Consider the following 18965-nt stretch of genomic DNA (forward strand, 5'->3'; position numbering starts at 1 on the left):
AAAATTTTATAATCCTTCACATATTTTAAGGATAATTTACAACTTTAGAGAAAATCAAGGTAAAATCTAGCGCTTCATACAATCTTTATGGACTTCTTCATAAATTCTTCACAATGTTTCTATAGTATCATCTATTTTTATTGCGTTAAGTAAAAAAAAATAAAGTAATGTAAAAAAGACCGACGGCGTGGGTTGTCAGCGCTCGGTTCGCCACCGAGGTTGAGCGATGGATTAGGGATGAATCTATGTCAAAATTCCAGCAGTGAGTTTCTTATTCAGAGTTCTATCCCATGAACAAAGTTTCTCCAAATAGGGTGCAAGGGTTATCTGATCCCCCCAATGCCATCAATGACATTGGGGTTGCAGGTATACTCCAACAATTGAGCCAAGGGTCAATCACCCCAGAATTGGCATTGGAGTTGAGTCACTCCTTTGAACTGTACGAGTTTAAGTTTGGAGAAAGGCTATTCGCCTATCATCCCCCCCAACAGGAACAGGAAGCGAAAAATATACCCGATGATGAGTATTTTTACATCGTCTGTCAGGGGCGGGTGAGGCTCTTGGGCTTTGAGCCCCAAAAACAGCGAGAGGTTTCCGCCGTTGTGTTAGCAGAAGGGGAAACCTTTGGAGCAGACAGTTTATTTTTTCACCACTCCTCATCCTACTGTGCGATCGCGGCGAGTCCGGGATTCCTGGCTCGGATTCGGGTAACCCAACTCCAGCCTTGGTTTGAGCAGATTCCCCACTTCAAAGCCCAGTGTGAACAACAGGCTCAACAGCGACAAGGTTTGATTTTCCTGAAAACGCAAACCGAACTGCGATCGCTCAATAGCCATACAATCAAGCAACTATTACCCTATCTCGTTACCACCACGATTCCCCCTGGCGAAACTCTCACCCAATTACAGGCGAATCGCTGCTGGCTACGTCAGGGTGAAATCGCCACAACCGGGGAAGAATCACCCCCACCTCCAACAATTGGTGAAAGCTGGGGATATCCGCAGCCCATTCCCGCCCATTGGATTGCCCAAACCGACTTATGGGTGTATAAACTGCCGAGCGATCATTGGCAAGCCGCTCAAGCCATCGCCCCAATATTATCGGGAACCGCCCCAGACGCTTTACCGGAAACAGCGAATCATCCCACCGTTTCCGATAAACCCTTAATTCCCCTAGCTGTTCAGATGTCGGCGCTGATGCATCAAACTCAGCCAGAACCGACAGAGCAAACGGAAGCCGAATCCGTCGTCTTTCCCCAACCCACATCTTGGCGCCCCTGGGGAAAGGGATTTTGGCAACGCTATCCCCTGGTATTACAACAGAGTTCCGCCGATTGTGGTGCGGCGTGCTTGTCGATGATTGGGCGGTACTGGGGTAAAGAGTTTAGTATCAATACCCTGCGAGAGCTAGCCGGGGTGGGGCGTGCGGGGGCTTCGCTCAAGGGATTGTCCCAAGCGTCAGAACGTTTAGGATTTCGAGCGGCTCCAGTACGAGCATCTTTGAACCGGTTAAGGGATCAAAGTAACCCATGGATTGCCCACTGGCAAGGCAATCATTATATTGTCGTCTATCAATATAAAAGCGATCGCATCCTAATTGCTGATCCGGCGGTGGGTAAGCGGTTGATCCCCCGTGCCGAATTTGTCAATAACTGGACAGGATACGCACTATTATTAGATCCGACACCTCAACTCGCCGCCACGCCCAACGAAAAGAACTCCCTAGGGCGCTTCTTAAAAGTCCTGTGGCCCCATCGTATCTTAATTGGGCAAATTCTGCTGGCGTCATTACTCCTGCAAATTTTTGGTCTAATTACGCCCCTATTTACCCAAATTATTCTGGATCAGGTTGTTGTCAACCGCAGTTTTACGACGCTGAATGTCTTCGCCCTGGGACTTGTCTTGTTTAACCTGTGGCGGATTGGCTTAAGTGCCACTCGACAATATTTCTTAGACTATTTTGCCAATCGCTTAGATCTAACCTTTATCAGTGGCTTTATTAACCATGCCCTGAGTTTACCCCTAAAATTCTTTGAATCGCGCCAAGTTGGGGATATTATCACCCGAGTTCAGGAAGCTCAGAAAATTCAGGCATTTCTCACCCGCCGAGCGGTGATTACCGGGCTGGATACCCTAATGGTATTTGTCTACTTAGGGTTGATGGTGTACTACAACTGGAAGCTGACGCTACTGGTACTGGCACTGATTCCGCCGATCGCGATTTTAACCGTTGTCGCTAGTCCATTATTACGTCAGCGATCGCGGGAAATCTTCCAAGAGGATGCGGGACAAAACTCCCAGATTGTGGAAATGATATCAGGAATCGGCACCGTTAAAGCCTCCGCCGCAGAACGAGAACTACGCTGGCGCTGGGAAGATCGACTGACGAAAATGTTAAATGTGCGATTCAAAGCCCAGATTCTCGGTAATTTCCTCCAATCCACCAGTGGCTTAATTAATAGCTTAGGTAGCACCGCCTTACTCTGGTACGGTGCCACCCTCGTCATGCAGGAACAGCTTACCATCGGTCAATTTGTGGCATTTAACATGCTCATCGGCAATGTGATTAGTCCGATTTTAGCGTTGGTGAGTCTGTGGGATGAGTTTCAAGAAGTTCTCGTATCCGTGGAACGACTCAATGATGTCTTTTTCGCCCAACCCGAGGAACATCCGCAAAAACCGCTGATGGGTTTACCCCAGTTAAAAGGAGAGGTAGAGTTTGACAGTGTTTTCTTCCGCTATGGTGACGAGGAAGAAAACTACACCCTAGAAAATATTTCGTTTCAGGTGTCTCCCGGACAAACCGTGGCGATTGTCGGGCGGAGTGGTTCGGGGAAGAGTACCTTAGTCAAACTCCTCCAAGGACTCTATCACCCAGACCGAGGCAAAATTTGTGTCGATGGACACGATATTCGCCATGTTTCGCCCCCGTCGTTGCGATCGCAGCTTGGTGTCGTACCTCAGGAGTGTTTCTTATTTTCCGGCACCATCCTCGATAATATTACTCTCTATCATCCAGAGTTTACAAGAGAGCAAGTCATCGAAGTTGCCAAACTGGCAGAAGCTCATGGATTCATTCAATCCTTACCCTTGGGATACAACACCCCAGTTGGGGAGAGGGGTTCAACCCTATCGGGAGGGCAAAAGCAAAGAATTGCGATCGCACGTGCTCTTTTGAATGATCCCCGTATTATCATACTTGATGAAGCAACCAGCTCCCTCGATACCGAGTCGGAGCGGCGGTTTCAGCAAAATCTAGCTCGGATCAGTCGCAACCGCACGACGTTAATCATTGCCCACCGTCTTTCTACCGTTCGACATGCTGACTGCATCCTAGTGTTAGACCGAGGCATTTTAGTTGAGCAGGGTACCCACGATCAACTGATCGCTATTCAAGGTCTTTATTATCACCTAGCCCAGCAGCAGCTTGATCTTTAATCTGTTTTTCATCTTTGGTGATATAGCCAACAATTTTTAGGAGACTGTGGTGTGCTAAATCCTACTTACGATTGATGCAAATTTTTAATCAGCGATTGACACTTGTTGTCAGTCGATTTTGGATTCCATTAAGGCAAAAGGTGATGTAAGTCTAAAACCCCTAGGCAGATGGCGATTAAAAAAGAATGTAGTGTTTCTACTTTAGTTCTTGTCGGTTGAGTGGAGCGTAAACGTTCCCAACAGGCTAAAAATGGCGTTGGGTCTCGTTCCTCAACCTTTGTTTTCACTATTTAGGGTAAAGGCGTGAGTTCAGTTTCTTATTGTTCAAAGTTTGTAAGTTTTTGTAACAAAAATCGCCCTTTTGCGTAAAATTAATGACCCAATCCAGAGTAATCAGTGAGGTTCCCTTAAGTTTTCACAAAGGTCGCTTACCCTGTTTTTGTCTAAAATCAAACCATTAACAGGGGTTTTTATGTGAATAGACGATACGATGTTCTCAAGGTAGAGTAATGAGAATCAACATCCATGATCTCAGGGTTTTTAATTCAGGGTGTTCAACGCAGCCAAGTCATTTGAGCGCTGCTGTGCCCTTAAACGATAGGTTGTTGACGCCTGATGCGACTCAACTGAAGAAACTATATGGTGGTGTAGCGGTGAGAACACCAGAGAATGTACCCCTTGCTGCATCCTCACACCAACCAGAAAATGTACAAAATTCCTCAACCTTGGCGACTTCAGCCACAGAGGTGTCTAATAATAACGGCAATTGGTCTACTTCACTACAAACCTTACTGGATCAGCCGCCTGCCACATTACCCCGCAAACTGGTTTTAGGTGGGGTTGTTTTTTGTCTAGCGTTTACCGCATGGGCAAACTTTGGCACCATTGATGAAGTGGGTCATGCTCAAGGGCGGTTAGTTCCTCAAGGTGATGTCTATAAAATCCATCCCGTTGTATCGGGTAAAGTAGACAACATCGCGGTTAAAGAAGGCGAGGTGGTAAAAGCCGGTCAGGTTTTGGTGGAGTTAGATCGGGAAATTGCCGCCAATGAAGTCCAACGATTGCAGCAGGAGTTAGCCGCCCATAAAACCGAATGGTTACAGACAAAGGGGTTAATTGAGCAGATCCGCCAAGAAGCGGAAACTCATGAGGCTGTTTTAGCGGCACAGATTAAAGCCCAAGACGCTGCGATCGCTCAAGGGAAGGCACAAGCTGAAGCGCGGGAAGTGTTGTTGGTGGAAAATCAAGGGACGATAAACACCCAAAAACAGCTACTCCAGGAACTCGAAACCGATGTCGCGGCGCATCAAGGGCGATTGGCGCGATTGCAACCCTTGGTCGAAGACGGCGCCATCTCTCTGGAACTCGTTTTTCAACGGGAACAGGCGTTACGCGATCGCCAACACCAAATTACCCAAAGTAAAGGAGAACTTCAGCAAAGCCGATCAGCATCCCAGCGACTCCAAGCCGAACAACGGCAAGCTTTCGCTGAATTAGATCGACTTAAAGCGGAACTGGCGCAAAAGAAAGCTGAGGGAAATCGGGTGTTACTCGAGTCGCAGCAAAAAATTCAGCAACTGCAAGTCCAAGTCACTCAGTTCCAAGCCAAAATTAACGAAACGCAAAATCGCCTGACTACCGCTAAGGCGCAGTTACAACAATTATCTCTGAAGTCTCCTGTTGATGGCAGCATCTCATCCCTAAATCTGCCCAATCCGGGCGAAGTCGTGCAACCGGGACAAACCATTGCAGAAGTCGCTCCCCAGGATACACCCCTCGTGCTGTCGGCGATTTTACCCAATCGAGAGGCGGGCTTTGTCAAGACGGGAATGCCTGTACAAGTTAAATTGGATGCCTTTCCCTATCAAGATTACGGGGTTATTGCTGGCAAAGTTACCTCCATTTCCCCCGATAGTAAACCCGATGAACGCCTAGGTGCGGTTTATCAGGTGGAAATCGCCCTGGAGCAGAACTCGATTCGTGACAATCAGACCACGATTCCCTTGAAAGCGGGTCAAACGGCGAGTGCAGATATCGTCTTGCGTCGCCGCCGGATTGTGGACATCCTATTTGATCCGATTAAACAACTGCAAAAAGGTGGCATGCAATTGTAAAGCTTCCTTAAACCATTCAGACTACCCAACGATACATTAATAGAGAAGAAGACTAATCATGGTTTATCAAGTTTCTGATAGCAATACCGGAGTCGCCACAACCCTTGATTCTGAGCAACTGAGTGAAATTACCGAAGCCATACTTGATGGGAAGTATTCCTGGGCGTGTTTTTTGCTCTTGCGCGATGTTGGCTACGAACCGTCAGAATATATAGCCTATCGAACCTATTACCGTCTGCTCAAAGAACATCGTGAATCCCTGCAAGACAACGAACCCGAAGCCAGTACCGTTTATCAGCGCGATCGCCAATTCCATCATGCTCCTGCTTATAACTCAAGATCAAGGCAGCATTTAACCAAAATCAAGGATCTTGCCTATTTAGAGCGAGTGCGCGAGCAGCCTGTGCAGGTAAGAGGCGGTGAAGCGAACCAGGGATTCTCATCCTTGTCACCTCGCGTTACAGATTTTTTATCGAAGATTTCCCGTGTTTTCCGGTGATATTCTGGCGTATTAGCCTAAATTAGATGGATTAGCATCGTAGGGGCGCACGGCGTGCGCCCTTTTCTGTTTGTAGTCAGCGCTTCAGCGCTCTTTACAAGAGGACTAAAGTCCTCACTACCAACTTCATCATTCCTTCACAAAACACTCTTCCATCTTCATCGAAGCTTTATTCAACCGTGCCATTTTGGCAAGACGGTCAAGAGGTACAAGTATTAAATTAGTCTTACAACCAAAGAAAAGAAATAAAAAATTGGTTGTCAACCCACAAAAAAATTGCAACTTGGAGTAAGTAAGACGATGATTATTTCTAACTTAGAACATCTGGAAATCCTTCGCGAAGATAACAGTATTGAAGGCGGAACAGCTTCTGCTAGTGCAGGAGGTTCAACATCAGCTAATGCCGATGGTCGCTCTTACTCTCGCACCAATGCATCCCTTTACGTCCGCACGGATACGGATAGCGGCTACGGCTATCGTGGCTATCCGTATTATTCCTACAGCTATTACAACGACTCCTATTCCTATGTTTCCGGTAGCGCCAGCTCGTATTCCTACTAACACCGGAAAATTTTAGAAGTTTGACTATCCCAAAAAAGGCAATCATCTTCTGCTCAATAAGAGGAATACCTTTGTGAAAGGTTAGTCACGAGACGTTGATTAGGGCTAAGTACACGAAGCTCTCGGTTAGAGACTAGTGATTCTGCCACGAGCAAATAGTAAGCAATCTCACATAAAAATGGCTTGCTCAATCGGGTACTCAGCCCTTAAACCATCAGAGTTTGGTTTTGAACTTATTAACGATTTATTGACCACAAGGAGTAATGTCATGATTATTTCTGATTTAGAACATTTACAAGTCGTTTCAGAATCTAGGGAAGTTGAAGGTGGAAATAGTGCCAATGCTGGAGCTTTTGCTGATTCTTTAGCCCGGGGTTTTTGGTCTTACGTCTCGACATTCACCGAAACCAACACCTACACCGATTACAGCACTTCTGCCGCGTCTTCTGTTTCCAGCTCATCGGCATCAACCTATCCCTACTATTACTAAGGTTGTCAAAATCATCTAGTGTATTTGTCCCGTATTTTCTGTGCAAACAAAAGGAGTTATGTCATGATTATTTCTGACTTAGAACATTTGCAAGTTGTCTCTGAATCAAGAGAGGTTGAAGGTGGAAATAGTGCCAGTGCTAGAGCTTATGCTGATTCTTTAGCCCGTGGTTATTCCGACTACTACTACTACTGGGACGGTGCTTCAGCCTCGACATTGACCGAAACCAACACCTACACGGATTCCAGCACTGCCGCCGCTTCTTCGTTTTCCAGCTCATCGGCATCAACCTATCCCTATTACTACTATTACTAAGTTAGAGGGTAGTCGCCATAAATGAATAAGGGCTAAGTTTACTAATCTTTGGCTTAGAGATAAGTGATGATGATATGATCCAAGCATCGTTCCTTTAGCTTTGAGACAGCCAACAAACTCTGGCACTTAGCCCTGATTCAATCAAAAATTAATGGGTCTATTTCCCACTTATTTTCAACCTAGTTCTTTGCCGGAAAATTATCATGATTATCTCGGATTTAGATCACTTAGAAATTGTCGCTCAGGAAACCCCAGTTGTCAATGGTGGTGTTTGGTTTACCCAGGCTTGGGGCGATGCTTTTGCCTTTGCTACTGGAGAATACAGTGTGACTTTAACCGAACTTGGAGTATTTACATTATCAGTCTCTTTTTCGTCTTGAGCAGCCAAATAATTTAGTTTTGCTTGATAAGTTGAAGATTATATAAACTCCCAAGGAGAGCTGTATCCCTAATATTTATGGGAGTTTACTCTCTTCACTTCGGAGCACAAGGAGTAAGAAAATGACCCACTTAAAGATTAAAGATATCAGCTTCTGTGACTGTTTATCAACAGAAAACCGCGAAGTAAAAGGTGGACTTTATGTTCCTAAAGTTTCATCGTCTCTCGATGTTGGTGTTGATGTAGCAACTCAGGTTGGTGTCGGCGTTAGTGTTTCTGTCAGAGGACTTAACTTTTCCTATAGTGGAGGATACACAGCCGCCAACGTTTACGGTTTTGCTGTCGCTCGTTCGTTCTCCCAAGGGGGTTATACGGATGCTTATGCTTATGTCCAAACGGGTGCTTTATAAACAGGACTTAGGCAGCTACACCATCTATAGAGGTAATGGTGCGTTACGCTAGGCTAACACACCCTACAAATAGAGACTGTGTGTAAGTCCTAATAAAGTCGCCAGATACCTCTAGCAGTTTATCGTTGTCGATGAGACAGCTAGGCAGACGACACTATAGTACACCTCAAAAACTGTTATCTATTCAGTGAATCAGCTATTGATTCGAGGACGTGGTAATTTTTCCCCTCTAATCAGTAGCTGCTTCGGCATTTTTGTTTCCTCGAATGGCATCTCCAGTTGCCAAGGAGTTGTTATCATCCGAATTGAGCACTACACTTTATGTCTTAGCGTAGCGGGAAGTGTGGCACTCTATGCGAATGATTATGGCACTAAAGTGCTAACTACGAACGAAGATTCTGAACGTCCAGCCTGAGATACCGATGCACGAGAGTTCGACAGTTCCTGTCAATTTAGATGAAATATTTAGCCACTTGAAGCGAAACCTACAAATCAAGGAGATAGTCTATAAAATTTTATCTCAAAACGTGATTAATCAGACAGCTCAAGAAGGGGGTATAATCGTCACGGCGCAAGAAGTTCAAGCAGAAGCCGATCGCCAACGTCATGAAATGCGTCTGGAGAAGGCGTCAGATACCTTGGCTTGGCTGGCTGATCAGATGATCTCCCCGGATGATTGGGAAGTGGGAATTTGCGATCGCCTGCTGACGGAAAAATTGGCTGAATCTCTCTTTGCTAAAGAAGTGGAGAAGTTTTTTGCCCAGAATAGGATTCAGTTTGATCAAGTTTTACTCTATCAAATCATTGTTCCCACTGAGTCAGTGGCACAAGAACTCTTCTATGAAATTGAAGAAGGAGAAATTAGCTTTTATCAAGCCGCCCATATCTATGATAGTGATGAGAAACGCCGACAGCAGTGTGGTTGCGAAGGAACCGTTTACCGTTGGCAATTAAAACCCGAAATCGCCGCAGCCGTTTTTAATGCGCTCCCAAAAGAAGTGATTAGTCCAATCCAAACGACTCTGGGTTATCATATCCTCATGGTAGAAGCCTTTATTCCTGCCGAATTAACCCCTCAGCGCTATCAAGAAATCCGCGATCGCCTGTTTCAAGAGTGGCTTACCAGTGAAATTAATTATCGGCTGCATAACCAAACCTAAAGAAAACAGATAGTAGGGGCTTGGTTACCAAGCCCCTAACCAAGCCCCTACTCACTAAACCCGCCCTTTCTGCTTAAATCCATATCCCAGGAACAGCAACCCCAATACAAGTAACCCCAGTAGACTAGAGGATTCAGGTACAGCTTGAACTTGGGCTTGATTGGTTTTGGCTTCAATTAAAATTAACTTCGTTAAGCTATCAAACGTCTTTGAATACGAGCCATTGATCACGGCTTTAGCCAGTTCCTCTTGTCCGCCAAAGTCAGTGTCTAAAGAGGTGCGACTGAGATTTGATGTAAAATTCTCAGAAAACTGATAATCTAAAGTATCAGACTCTCCGAGAGTATCCAAAATACCAGATAGCAGGAATGAATCTAACAGCACCCAATTCCCTGGATTAGTACTGTCGTACAATGCCAAAGAAATCATTCCCTCAGCCGTGGCATATTCTCCCGGAAGATTATCAATTGAGGTTTCTAGGTCTAAAAATCCCATAAAATCGAAGTCAAATGTATCCCCGGCATCGACGATAAAATCATAACCAATAATGGCAGCAAAACTTTCGGCTACACCCAGATACCGTCTCCCTTCGCCTTCCGCTTGACTCCACGAGTAATTATTAGCTTCTGTTGTCCCAAACGGATCGGCTGTAAAATTGGCTTCGGCTTCGGCGTCTGCTGTCACGTCCCCATCGGTAACTATCGTATTTGTGCGAGTATCCGTGAGTGTGAAAATTTCGGTAGGGGTGTGGCTAAAATTGTCAAGATTGACTCTTGCCTCAGAAGATGCTAAAGTTGCAGCAATAGTCGGTGAAGTCGTCAGAGCTAGACCAGCGACAACAGGCGTAACAATCGTCAAGAGATTTTCAGCGAGTCCGTGCTTTCGGAGCATAAATGCCTCCTTGAAGAGTAATAAATTGGCAAGCAACTCAACTAGGAAATACCTGTTTTATAAGTCAGTGATAGACGTAATCCAGTTGAGTCACAGCCATTATCCTCTTAAACGCCATTTATTTCAATAATTGGCTCAATGTAAAAGTCAGGGGAATCAAGCTGTATACTCTTTGTGTATTTCCCTTCTGGTTTGGTGTCTTTTTTATTTTAAAATAAAATAATCCATTTACTATAAAGTTTCTGTGAAAAAGATGATAGTTTATTTAAAGCTTTGGTGAAGAACCCAACTATAGCAATTCGATTTAAGACTCTCATGAGTCATTCGTCCTTTGTGTTGCTATGACTACCCAGGATTGGTGGCGTTATCTATCAGGTTTACATCCGCAGCTTTACAGATAGTGATGGAGATGGGGCGGGGAGACTTGCTGGGAGTTGTGCAGAAGCTGGATTACATCGCCTCCCTGGGGGTTGACGCGGTTTGGATTTCCCCGTTTTTTCCGTCACCGATGAAAGACGGGGGTTATGATATTTCTGACTATTGTGCGATCGCGCCTCAGTTTGGTACACTCGCCGACTTCCAGCAGCTACTGAATCAAGCCCATGCCATTTTAGAGGTGGCTCAATTTTGGCTGGATTTAGGCGTGGATGGATTCCGCCTGGATGTGATTAACTTCTTGATGCAAGATTTGGAACATTGGCTGGAAGAGCGATCGCGCTGAACATTCCTTAGCAACTTCGTAAGAGATCCCCCCTAGCCCCCTTTTAAAAGGGGGAAGAAAGGGGGGGAACAAGAAGTTAATCAAAAATACCATTATTTTATTGGAGGCTAAACTCCATAACTGTGAGACTTGTACCCGTATGAACGACTTGTTCTAGTTGAAAACCACTCGCTTCAAACAAGTCCCTATATTCTTGTTCCGTGCGCCAGTAACCTCCTGGATTTGTAATCATCATCTGAACGGCTGCCAAACCGGGTATCGTTCCATCTGGATATTCTACTGGTGCGCCGAGAGAGGGAACTAGAGTTTGTATAAGTATCACTTTACCATCTGCTGGGAGAGCTTCCCGACAGTTAGTCAGTACCTTAATTGAATCTTCCTTACTAAACACCGATATAAAATACTTCATTACGATCGCATCTGCACCTTTTGGCAATGAGTCTAAAGCACTCCCACCAATAACTTGTACAGCATCGCTGACTCCATATTTGGAAAGATTATTAGGAGCAGTTTCTACTTCATGGGGTAAGTCAAATAAAATCCCTTTGCAGCCAAACTTTTTGACAATATTTGCAATTAAAGTACCTTGATTTCCTCCGAGATCCATCACGGTTTTAAACCTACTAAAATCATAAGCTTCAAACAAGGGTTCCACGGCTTCATTGGTTAAAAAGCTCATGGCATTGTTAAACAGGCGTTTGCTGTTGGGATTTTCGGTCATATAGGAACTGTAAAAATCCTGACCTTTAGCCAACTCAAAAGGCACTTTTCCTGTCTTTAAACTGTTTTCTAATTCCCGCCAAGCATCCCACATATTGGGTTCTGTAATGTGCATTAAAAAATGACCCACAGATGGAGAACCATCAGTGAGCAGAAGTTCCGATAACTCGGTTGGGGCAAAAACGCGCCCCGGTTTTTCGGCAAACACGCCTAAATGAGCTAAAGCACGCAGCACGACATAAAGATTTTCTGCTTTTGTTCCTGTTTTTTCTGCTATTGTCTCAACGGTTTTAGCTCCCGATCGCAACAAATTTGGGATGCCTAAACTTGTGGCTACATAAAGGCACTGACTTTGCCAAGAACCATATATAATTTGGTAGATTTTTTTCTTCGATTCAGACGCCGTTCCTAGCATAATTAAGCTCCAAAATTTTTACTCTTTTCAGTTACCCAAAATTCGACCCCACAGCACCACTCCAATGCTAGATCGGACAGGAAAGGTCTAGAAAACACCAACAGCGGATCAGACCAGACTACGATATTGGTCTAACGTTGTACAGGGAGCATCCCGTTTTGGACAAAGCATTCCCTAATGTAACGCAATTGCAAGGGTTTCAGCCCCATTCAAAGAGCCAACGCGCCAAATTGGAATGCTCCCGTTGTACAAGATAGTACCAGCTAAGACTACCACTGAATAGGTTGAGCAATTGACCGTTTTGGGCATCATCAGTATTTTTACTTATTGACAAATAGTACTGAATTTATTTTTTTAGATCCCGATAAAATAAGGCTTGCTTATTGCTTTTTTATAAAGCTATAAAGTTATCAAATACTAGAAAGAAGAAGAAACGTAAAGCGTTACACTAACAAGCGTGCATTAAATTTTGTAATGAGGACGACCTCTATTACCTGCCAACAATTATTTCTGGTCAGAGATAATTTACTTTAGCTAAACTATTTGGTGTGACAACTCCACGCACTGACTCTTAGGAGTACAGTGGGGGGAACCTATCGCCGGATTAGCTAAACGGGCAGATTGATTATCAGTGAATTCATCAGTAACACACTCATGATTGATGAAAAATTTCGAGCAGCGATAATAAGGATGGATCTTACCACCAAACCGCTGAACCCGGATCAGCAAATTAATCACGGGTGTAACTTAAAATTGAAGCCTGCCGACCAAACAGACTATTGGTTGGCAACAACAGCGCCAGTGAGGTGTAAGATAGGCTTCAAGCCAAGTTTGTCTACGTAAGACCCTTTGAAAAAATCAGTTTGTTCACCGTTTTGCCAACGGTCTATGAAGAACATTATTTAACCGAAAACCTGCTGATTGAAGACTAGATAAGCTTGTCAGGATTATCTGCCAAGCAAGTCAAGTGATTGATTATTTATTCTCATCACTTGGCGTCAACGCTTTCGGGTTAGCTATTTAGGAGTTAGTTTTCTGTCCTTTTTTCCAAAGTCAATCCCATTGGAAAAACATAAATCAGGATAAACCCTGATGACTACCTTGGTTGAACGGAATCCAATCAGCCAGGACTCCTGGTTTTTGGGTCAATTTGAGAGAAGAGATAACTAGAATGCCGCTCTCATTAAGTGGTTGTAGTCAGCCAGGCGATCGCACCTAGCATTCAAAGGCTGACGAGGAACCTATTCTAAGTCAGTGCCATTAGGCTTCTCTGGTATTACTTACTTGCCCATTTGGGCACCAGTGTTTCCCCCAGAATCGGGTTAATTTTCGCTGCCAATAATTTCAGAAATGGACAACACCCTGTCACATCAAACGTGACTGAACCATTAAGTACAGGAAAAACCAAACGACAATGACTCTGCAAACAACCTTTCCTCAAACCGAACTGACGGAAACCCTTCAGGACGATTTAATCGACTCATTCCCAACTAGAGAAACCCAAAATATTGGGGTACAACATGGAGCCAAGTATCGCACCTCGGAATGGTACACCGGATCTGGAGAAATCGTTCCGGGGAATGATAATCGCTCCTTTGAAGTCACTGCAACCTTTACCCTAAAAGCGCAAGTTAAGTTAATTGAGGGCGTCTTCGACCCCTCTAACCCAACCTTGGCTGAAATCTATAATAGTCGAGGTCGCTGTGTTGCCATTATCGACCAAACGGTAGATAGTTTGTACGGGGAATCGGTGCGTAAGTATTTTGACACCCACGAAATTCCCCTCCAGATGAATGTCTGTCGCGCCTGGGAAGCCGATAAAACCCCGGAAACGGTGCATCGCCTGCTGGAATTCTTAGGAAAAGACGGCTGTGATGTCTCCCGCAATGAACCCGTCTTAGTGATTGGTGGGGGTGTTCTCAGTGATGTGGCGGGATTAGCTTGTGCCTTACAACATCGCCGCACGCCTTATATTATGGTGGGTACGACTGTAGTCGCGGCAATTGATGCAGGTCCTAGTCCCCGTACCTGTACCAATGGCAAACAATTTAAGAATAGTATTGGGGCGTATCATCCGCCCGTGCTAACCTTGGTAGACCGCACCTTTTTCCGCACCCTCGCCACGGGTCATATCCGGAATGGCATGGCGGAAATTATTAAAATGGCGGTGACGGATGATCCGGTTCTGTTTGAACTGCTCGAAGACTATGGTCCGCGCTTAGTTGAAACTCACTTCGCTACCTTAGGAAACGATGAGGAGTTAGCCAAAATTGCTGATGAGGTGATTTATCGGGCATTGTTCTCTTATATGAAACATGAGGGAACCAATATGTTCGAGACGTATCAGGATCGCCCTCATGCTTATGGTCACACCTGGAGTCCCCGTTATGAACCCGCCGCCAAGTTGATGCATGGTCATGCGGTAGCGGTAGGAATGGCGTTCGGCGCTAGTTTAGCGACGAAATTAGGCTGGCTGCAACCCACAGAACGCGATCGCATTATCGCACTGATTCGCTCTCTGGGGTTGAGTGTCTATCATCCTATCCTCGAAGACATTGATCTGATGATTGCGGGTCAGAAAAATATGCGGTGTAAGCGGGGAGATGGGGGTCTGTGGGCACCTCTACCCTGTGGTATCGGTGCTTGTGATTATGCACAAGAGGTACCCCCGGATTTACTGGAAGCGGCGGTATGGGAGCATAAAACCGTCTGTGCAACCTTACCTGATGCTGGTGCTGGCGTAGAAATGTATCTCAATGATTTGGGTTTGGAATAATTCTATCCCCCAATGTAGAGACGTTGCATGGAACGTCTGGTACAGATTGCCAAATTATTTAGGAAACAAATCATGCAAACTATAACAAAAGACGCGACAAAGCGAGCGGTTACTCCCCTAGGGATTCTGGTGGAACACCTTGAACAAACCCTGGAATTAGTAGACGCAGCACAACATCCGCAACTGGCGCGTTCTCTGCAAAAAGCCTATCAACTCGCGGCTAAACTCGAACCCTACCTGAATCAAAATACCACTCCAGATTCTCCAGCATTAGCCGCCTTAGTTGAAAAAACATGCACCGAAGACTGGAGTAAACTATTCTCCGATGGCGAGACAGTGCGCCAGTTAGAACAGGAGATGTTATCCGGACATATTGAGGGACAAACCCTAAAGATGTTTGTCAAGATGACTGGGGCGAAACGTGTCCTAGAAGTGGGTATGTTCACTGGCTATTCCGCCTTAGCCATGGCTGAGGCGTTACCCGATGATGGATCAGTCATTGCTTGTGAGGTGGATGAATATGTGGCTAGTTTTGCCCAAACCTGTTTCCAAGCTTCACCTCATGGTCGCAAAATTACCGTAAAAGTTGCCCCAGCCTTGGAGACGCTGCGTCAATTAGCGGAAGCGGGAGAGTCGTTTGACTTGGTATTTATTGATGCGGATAAGCAGGAGTATGTGGAGTATTATCAGATGCTCCTGGATACCCAGTTATTAGCACCAGATGGGTTAATTTGTGTGGATAATACCTTACTGCAAGGACAGGTTTATTTAGCACCCGAAGAACGGACACCCAATGGAGACGCCATCGCCCAGTTTAATCAGGTGGTTACGGATGATCCTAGGGTGGAACAGGTTGTATTACCGTTGCGTGACGGTTTGACCCTAATCCGGCGGGTTTAAACCCACATCTGTAGGGGCGGGTTTGACAACTATCCTTGCTTACCCCACCAAAATGTAACTAAACCCGCCCCGACTCAACCCTCAATGGAAGCATGTCAGGGAAAGTAAAAGATGTTTAAGCTAACCCGCTTGCGTTGGGTTTCGTTCCTCAACCCAACCTACGACTTTTGCCATGACGAATGACAAATGACAAATGACAAATGACAAATGACAACATCACGTATTCTCGCTGTACTGCAAAACCTGGGGACATTAACTTTACTCGCCTTCGCGTTTCCGTTAAATTTAACCACTGTCGTCGTGGCGCTGTTGTGGGATAGTCTCACCCGCCCCTTCCAGAAACCTAAGATTGCTAACCCCAATCCTAAAACTATTATGCTCACTGGGGGGAAAATGACCAAAGCGCTGCAACTGGCGCGGTCATTCTCCGCCGATGGACATCGGGTTATTTTAGTGGAAAGTCATAAATATTGGTTAGTGGGACATCGATTTTCCCGGGCGGTTGATCGCTTTTATACGGTTCCTGCGCCCAACAAAGATCCCGATGGCTACATTCAAGCCTTACTCGCGATCGCGAAACAAGAAAATGTGGATGTTTATGTTCCCGTCTGTAGTCCCGTCGCTAGTTATTATGACTCTCTAGCCAAGCCTGTGTTATCGGGTTGTTGTGAAGTGTTCCACTTTGATCCAGATGTTACCCAACTTCTGGATGATAAGTTTGCTTTTGCCCAAAAAGCACGAGAATTTGGCTTATCTGTACCGAAATCCTTTAAAATTACTCACCCGCAACAGGTGATTGATTTTGACTTTTCTCAGGAAACCCGAAAGTATATCCTGAAAAGCATTCCCTACGACTCTGTGCGGCGTTTAAACTTAACGAAACTTCCCTGTGAAACTCCATCAGAAACTGCTGCATTTGTCAATAGTTTGCCCATCAGTGAGGAGAAACCCTGGATTATGCAGGAGTTTATTCCGGGAACGGAATACTGTACTCATAGTACAGTGCGGAATGGGGAATTACGACTGCACTGCTGCTGTGAATCATCGGCGTTTCAAGTGAACTATGAAAACGTGGATCAGCCGGATATTTTGCAGTGGGTGAGTCGGTTTGTCCAGGGATTGAATCTGACGGGACAAGCCTCCTTTGATTTTATCAAGGCAGAGGATGGGACGGTTTACGCGATCGAGTGTAATCCTCGCACTCATTCGGCTATTACCATGTTTTATAACCATCCAGGAGTAGCAGAGGCGTATTTGAGTGACACGCCGTTACCTGAACCCTTGCAGCCCTTGCCGGAAAGTAAACCAACCTATTGGTTATATCACGAAGTTTGGCGGTTGAATGAGATTCGCTCGTTTGGGGATATAAATCGCTGGTTTAAGACAGTTTTTGGCGGTAAAGATGCCATTTTTCAGGTGGATGACCCCCTCCCCTTTTTGATGGTACACTATTGGCAAATTCCTTTATTATTGCTGGATAATCTGCGCCGGATGCAGGGCTGGATCAGGATTGATTTTAATATTGGTAAGTTGGTGGAGTTGGGGGGAGATTAATCCTGTAGAGACGTTGCATGGAACGTCTCTACAGGGGGACGGGTTTAGTTACAGCGGGGTGAGAATCGTCAAACCCACCCTGACAAAACCAACCACCAATCACTAATCAAAATGATTGCAACAACATTTATTTTATTTCTTTTGTTATTTACCGGAGTCGGTATTTACTCGGCAACTCAACAGAAAAATACGACAACCGATTACCTCCTTGCCAGCCGAAATGTGAATCCCTGGCTAGTCGCCCTTTCCGCTATGGCGACGGGTCAAAGTGGGTTACTATTTATTGGTCAGGTTGGCTTTGCTTATACGATTGGACTATCGGCGATTTGGCTAACCATTGGCTGGGCAATTGGAGATTATATTGCTTGGTGGTTTGTGTTTAAACGATTAAGACTGGTTTCTGAAGAAATTTCTGCCGATACAGTGTCTTCTTTCCTGGGTCAAGAAACGAAAGGAATTCGCTGGATTACCACAATTTCGGCTTTAATTACCATCGCGTTTCTGGGTTCTTATGCGGCGGCGCAACTGGTTGCTGGAGGTAAGGCGCTTCATGCGGTGTTTAATTGGAATTGTTCCCTCGGTGTGATTGTTGGCGCAATTGTCGTGGTGATTTACTGTTTTTCGGGGGGGATTCGGGCTTCAATTTGGACAGATGCGGTGCAAGCCACGATTATGATTGGTTCCCTGGTACTGTTGGTGGTGGTGGCGATTGCAAATTGTGGCGGATTGGCTGGATTTTGGACACAGCTTGCAGCAATTGACCCAGAATTGGTGAGTTTAAGTCCACAGAATCTAGAGTGGGGATTTTTGCCCTTTTTAATTTGCTGGGTTGTAGCCGGATTTGGTGTCGTGGGACAACCTCATATTTTAGTCAGGGCGATGTCGATTGATTCGGCGAAGAATATCGGTTTTGCCCGGGATATTAAAGTGATTTGTGCGTTATTCACCTCGTTTTCAGCCATGGGTGTGGGGATGGCGGCGCGGGTGCTTTTGCCCGATTTGTTAACCAATGGTGATCCAGAATTGGCACTACCTTATTTAGCCCTGGAATTATTGCCGGCTATTTTAGTTGGACTGATGCTAGCTGGACTATTTGCGGCTACAATATCGACAGCAGATTCGCAAATTTTGTCCTGTTCAGCCGCATTAACTCAAGACTTGTTTCCGGGATTGGCACATTCGTATAAGTATGCCAAGTTAGGGACATTAACGGTGACGTTAATTATCTTGAGTATTGCTTTAGCCGGAGATGATAATGTCTTTGCCTTGATTACGTTCTCTTGGTCAGTTCTAGCTTCAGGTTTAGGACCTCTATTAATCTTGCGGGTTTGGCAAAAATCGGTGATCACGCCAGTCGCGATCGCGATGATGTTAGGGGGGATTGCGGCGGCGTTGTTCTGGAAGTTGGGACTGAATTTATCGGGTATAGTTTACGAGGTGCTTCCGGGTATGGCGGCGGGGGGTCTCATCTACTTAGTATCTCAAGTTTTTCTCGCCCATAAAACCGCTTAAAAATGTCTGATTTTAACGCTATCTGCAAAAATAAATGCCAGACTTTTTTAGAAAAGGTGGGAGTGAAAAGCCTTCTCTCTCTTGCCCCCCTTTATACCCCCCTTTATACCC

Annotated in this window: 15 protein-coding genes and 1 pseudogene; 14 read left to right on the top strand and 2 right to left on the bottom strand. The window is 45.4% G+C overall.

The window, feature by feature from the left end:
• The first annotated feature begins 290 nt into the window (after positions 1-290).
• From RIM23_RS18360 to RIM23_RS18400, 9 genes are all read left to right on the top strand, one after another.
• Positions 291-3437, top strand: coding sequence for an ABC transporter transmembrane domain-containing protein (locus RIM23_RS18360; protein ID WP_446368588.1), 3147 nt, complete (start codon positions 291-293; stop codon positions 3435-3437).
• Positions 3438-4021: 584 nt separating this feature from the next.
• Positions 4022-5551 carry an HlyD family efflux transporter periplasmic adaptor subunit gene (locus RIM23_RS18365; protein ID WP_446368589.1) on the top strand — a complete coding sequence of 510 codons (1530 nt, stop codon included), beginning with the start codon at positions 4022-4024 and terminating at the stop codon, positions 5549-5551.
• Between the two features lie 58 nt (positions 5552-5609).
• Complete coding sequence (locus tag RIM23_RS18370; protein ID WP_446368590.1) at positions 5610-6050, top strand: HetP family heterocyst commitment protein; 441 nt, start codon at positions 5610-5612, stop codon at positions 6048-6050.
• Between the two features lie 276 nt (positions 6051-6326).
• The gene (locus tag RIM23_RS18375) at positions 6327-6611 is read left to right on the top strand and encodes a hypothetical protein (protein WP_446368591.1); all 285 of its coding nucleotides are present in this window, start codon (positions 6327-6329) and stop codon (positions 6609-6611) included.
• Positions 6612-6879: 268 nt separating this feature from the next.
• The gene (locus RIM23_RS18380; protein WP_446368592.1) at positions 6880-7101 is read left to right on the top strand and encodes a hypothetical protein; all 222 of its coding nucleotides are present in this window, start codon (positions 6880-6882) and stop codon (positions 7099-7101) included.
• Positions 7102-7164: 63 nt separating this feature from the next.
• Complete coding sequence (locus RIM23_RS18385) at positions 7165-7416, top strand: hypothetical protein (RefSeq protein WP_446368593.1); 252 nt, start codon at positions 7165-7167, stop codon at positions 7414-7416.
• A 203-nt stretch (positions 7417-7619) separates the two neighbouring features.
• Entirely contained in the window at positions 7620-7796 is a 177-nt protein-coding gene (locus tag RIM23_RS18390) for a hypothetical protein (protein ID WP_446368594.1), read from the top strand.
• Positions 7797-7917: 121 nt separating this feature from the next.
• Complete coding sequence (locus RIM23_RS18395; RefSeq protein WP_446368595.1) at positions 7918-8205, top strand: hypothetical protein; 288 nt, start codon at positions 7918-7920, stop codon at positions 8203-8205.
• Between the two features lie 422 nt (positions 8206-8627).
• Complete coding sequence (locus tag RIM23_RS18400; protein WP_446368596.1) at positions 8628-9365, top strand: peptidylprolyl isomerase; 738 nt, start codon at positions 8628-8630, stop codon at positions 9363-9365.
• Positions 9366-9419: 54 nt separating this feature from the next.
• Here the strand turns inward: RIM23_RS18400 and RIM23_RS18405 are convergent, their stop codons facing one another.
• Positions 9420-10256, bottom strand: coding sequence for a PEP-CTERM sorting domain-containing protein (locus RIM23_RS18405; protein WP_446368597.1), 837 nt, complete (start codon positions 10254-10256; stop codon positions 9420-9422).
• Between the two features lie 354 nt (positions 10257-10610).
• On the opposite strand from RIM23_RS18405, the pseudogene RIM23_RS18410 reads away from it, so the two are divergent.
• A pseudogene (locus RIM23_RS18410) lies at positions 10611-10944 on the top strand (alpha-amylase family glycosyl hydrolase); the annotation flags it as partial.
• Positions 10945-11074: 130 nt separating this feature from the next.
• On the opposite strand, the gene RIM23_RS18415 reads toward RIM23_RS18410, so the two are convergent.
• Positions 11075-12112, bottom strand: coding sequence for a methyltransferase (locus tag RIM23_RS18415; RefSeq protein ID WP_446368598.1), 1038 nt, complete (start codon positions 12110-12112; stop codon positions 11075-11077).
• Between the two features lie 1414 nt (positions 12113-13526).
• On the opposite strand from RIM23_RS18415, the gene RIM23_RS18420 reads away from it, so the two are divergent.
• The 4 genes from RIM23_RS18420 (at position 13527) to RIM23_RS18435 (ending at position 18854) form a co-directional block, all read left to right on the top strand.
• Positions 13527-14888 (top strand): sedoheptulose 7-phosphate cyclase, encoded by a 1362-nt coding sequence (locus RIM23_RS18420; protein WP_446368599.1) that lies wholly within the window; start codon positions 13527-13529, stop codon positions 14886-14888.
• A gap of 72 nt (positions 14889-14960) precedes the next feature.
• On the top strand, positions 14961-15788 hold the full coding sequence (locus tag RIM23_RS18425) for an O-methyltransferase (RefSeq protein ID WP_446368629.1): 828 nt from the start codon (positions 14961-14963) through the stop codon (positions 15786-15788).
• Between the two features lie 207 nt (positions 15789-15995).
• Positions 15996-17342, top strand: a complete 1347-nt coding sequence (locus RIM23_RS18430; RefSeq protein WP_446368600.1) for an ATP-grasp domain-containing protein — start codon at positions 15996-15998, stop codon at positions 17340-17342.
• A 111-nt stretch (positions 17343-17453) separates the two neighbouring features.
• Positions 17454-18854, top strand: a complete 1401-nt coding sequence (locus tag RIM23_RS18435; RefSeq protein WP_446368601.1) for a sodium/proline symporter — start codon at positions 17454-17456, stop codon at positions 18852-18854.
• Positions 18855-18965 lie beyond the last annotated feature (111 nt).

Source organism: Coleofasciculus sp. G3-WIS-01, from assembly GCF_040223135.1.
In the GTDB taxonomy this organism is placed as follows: domain Bacteria; phylum Cyanobacteriota; class Cyanobacteriia; order Cyanobacteriales; family Coleofasciculaceae; genus Coleofasciculus.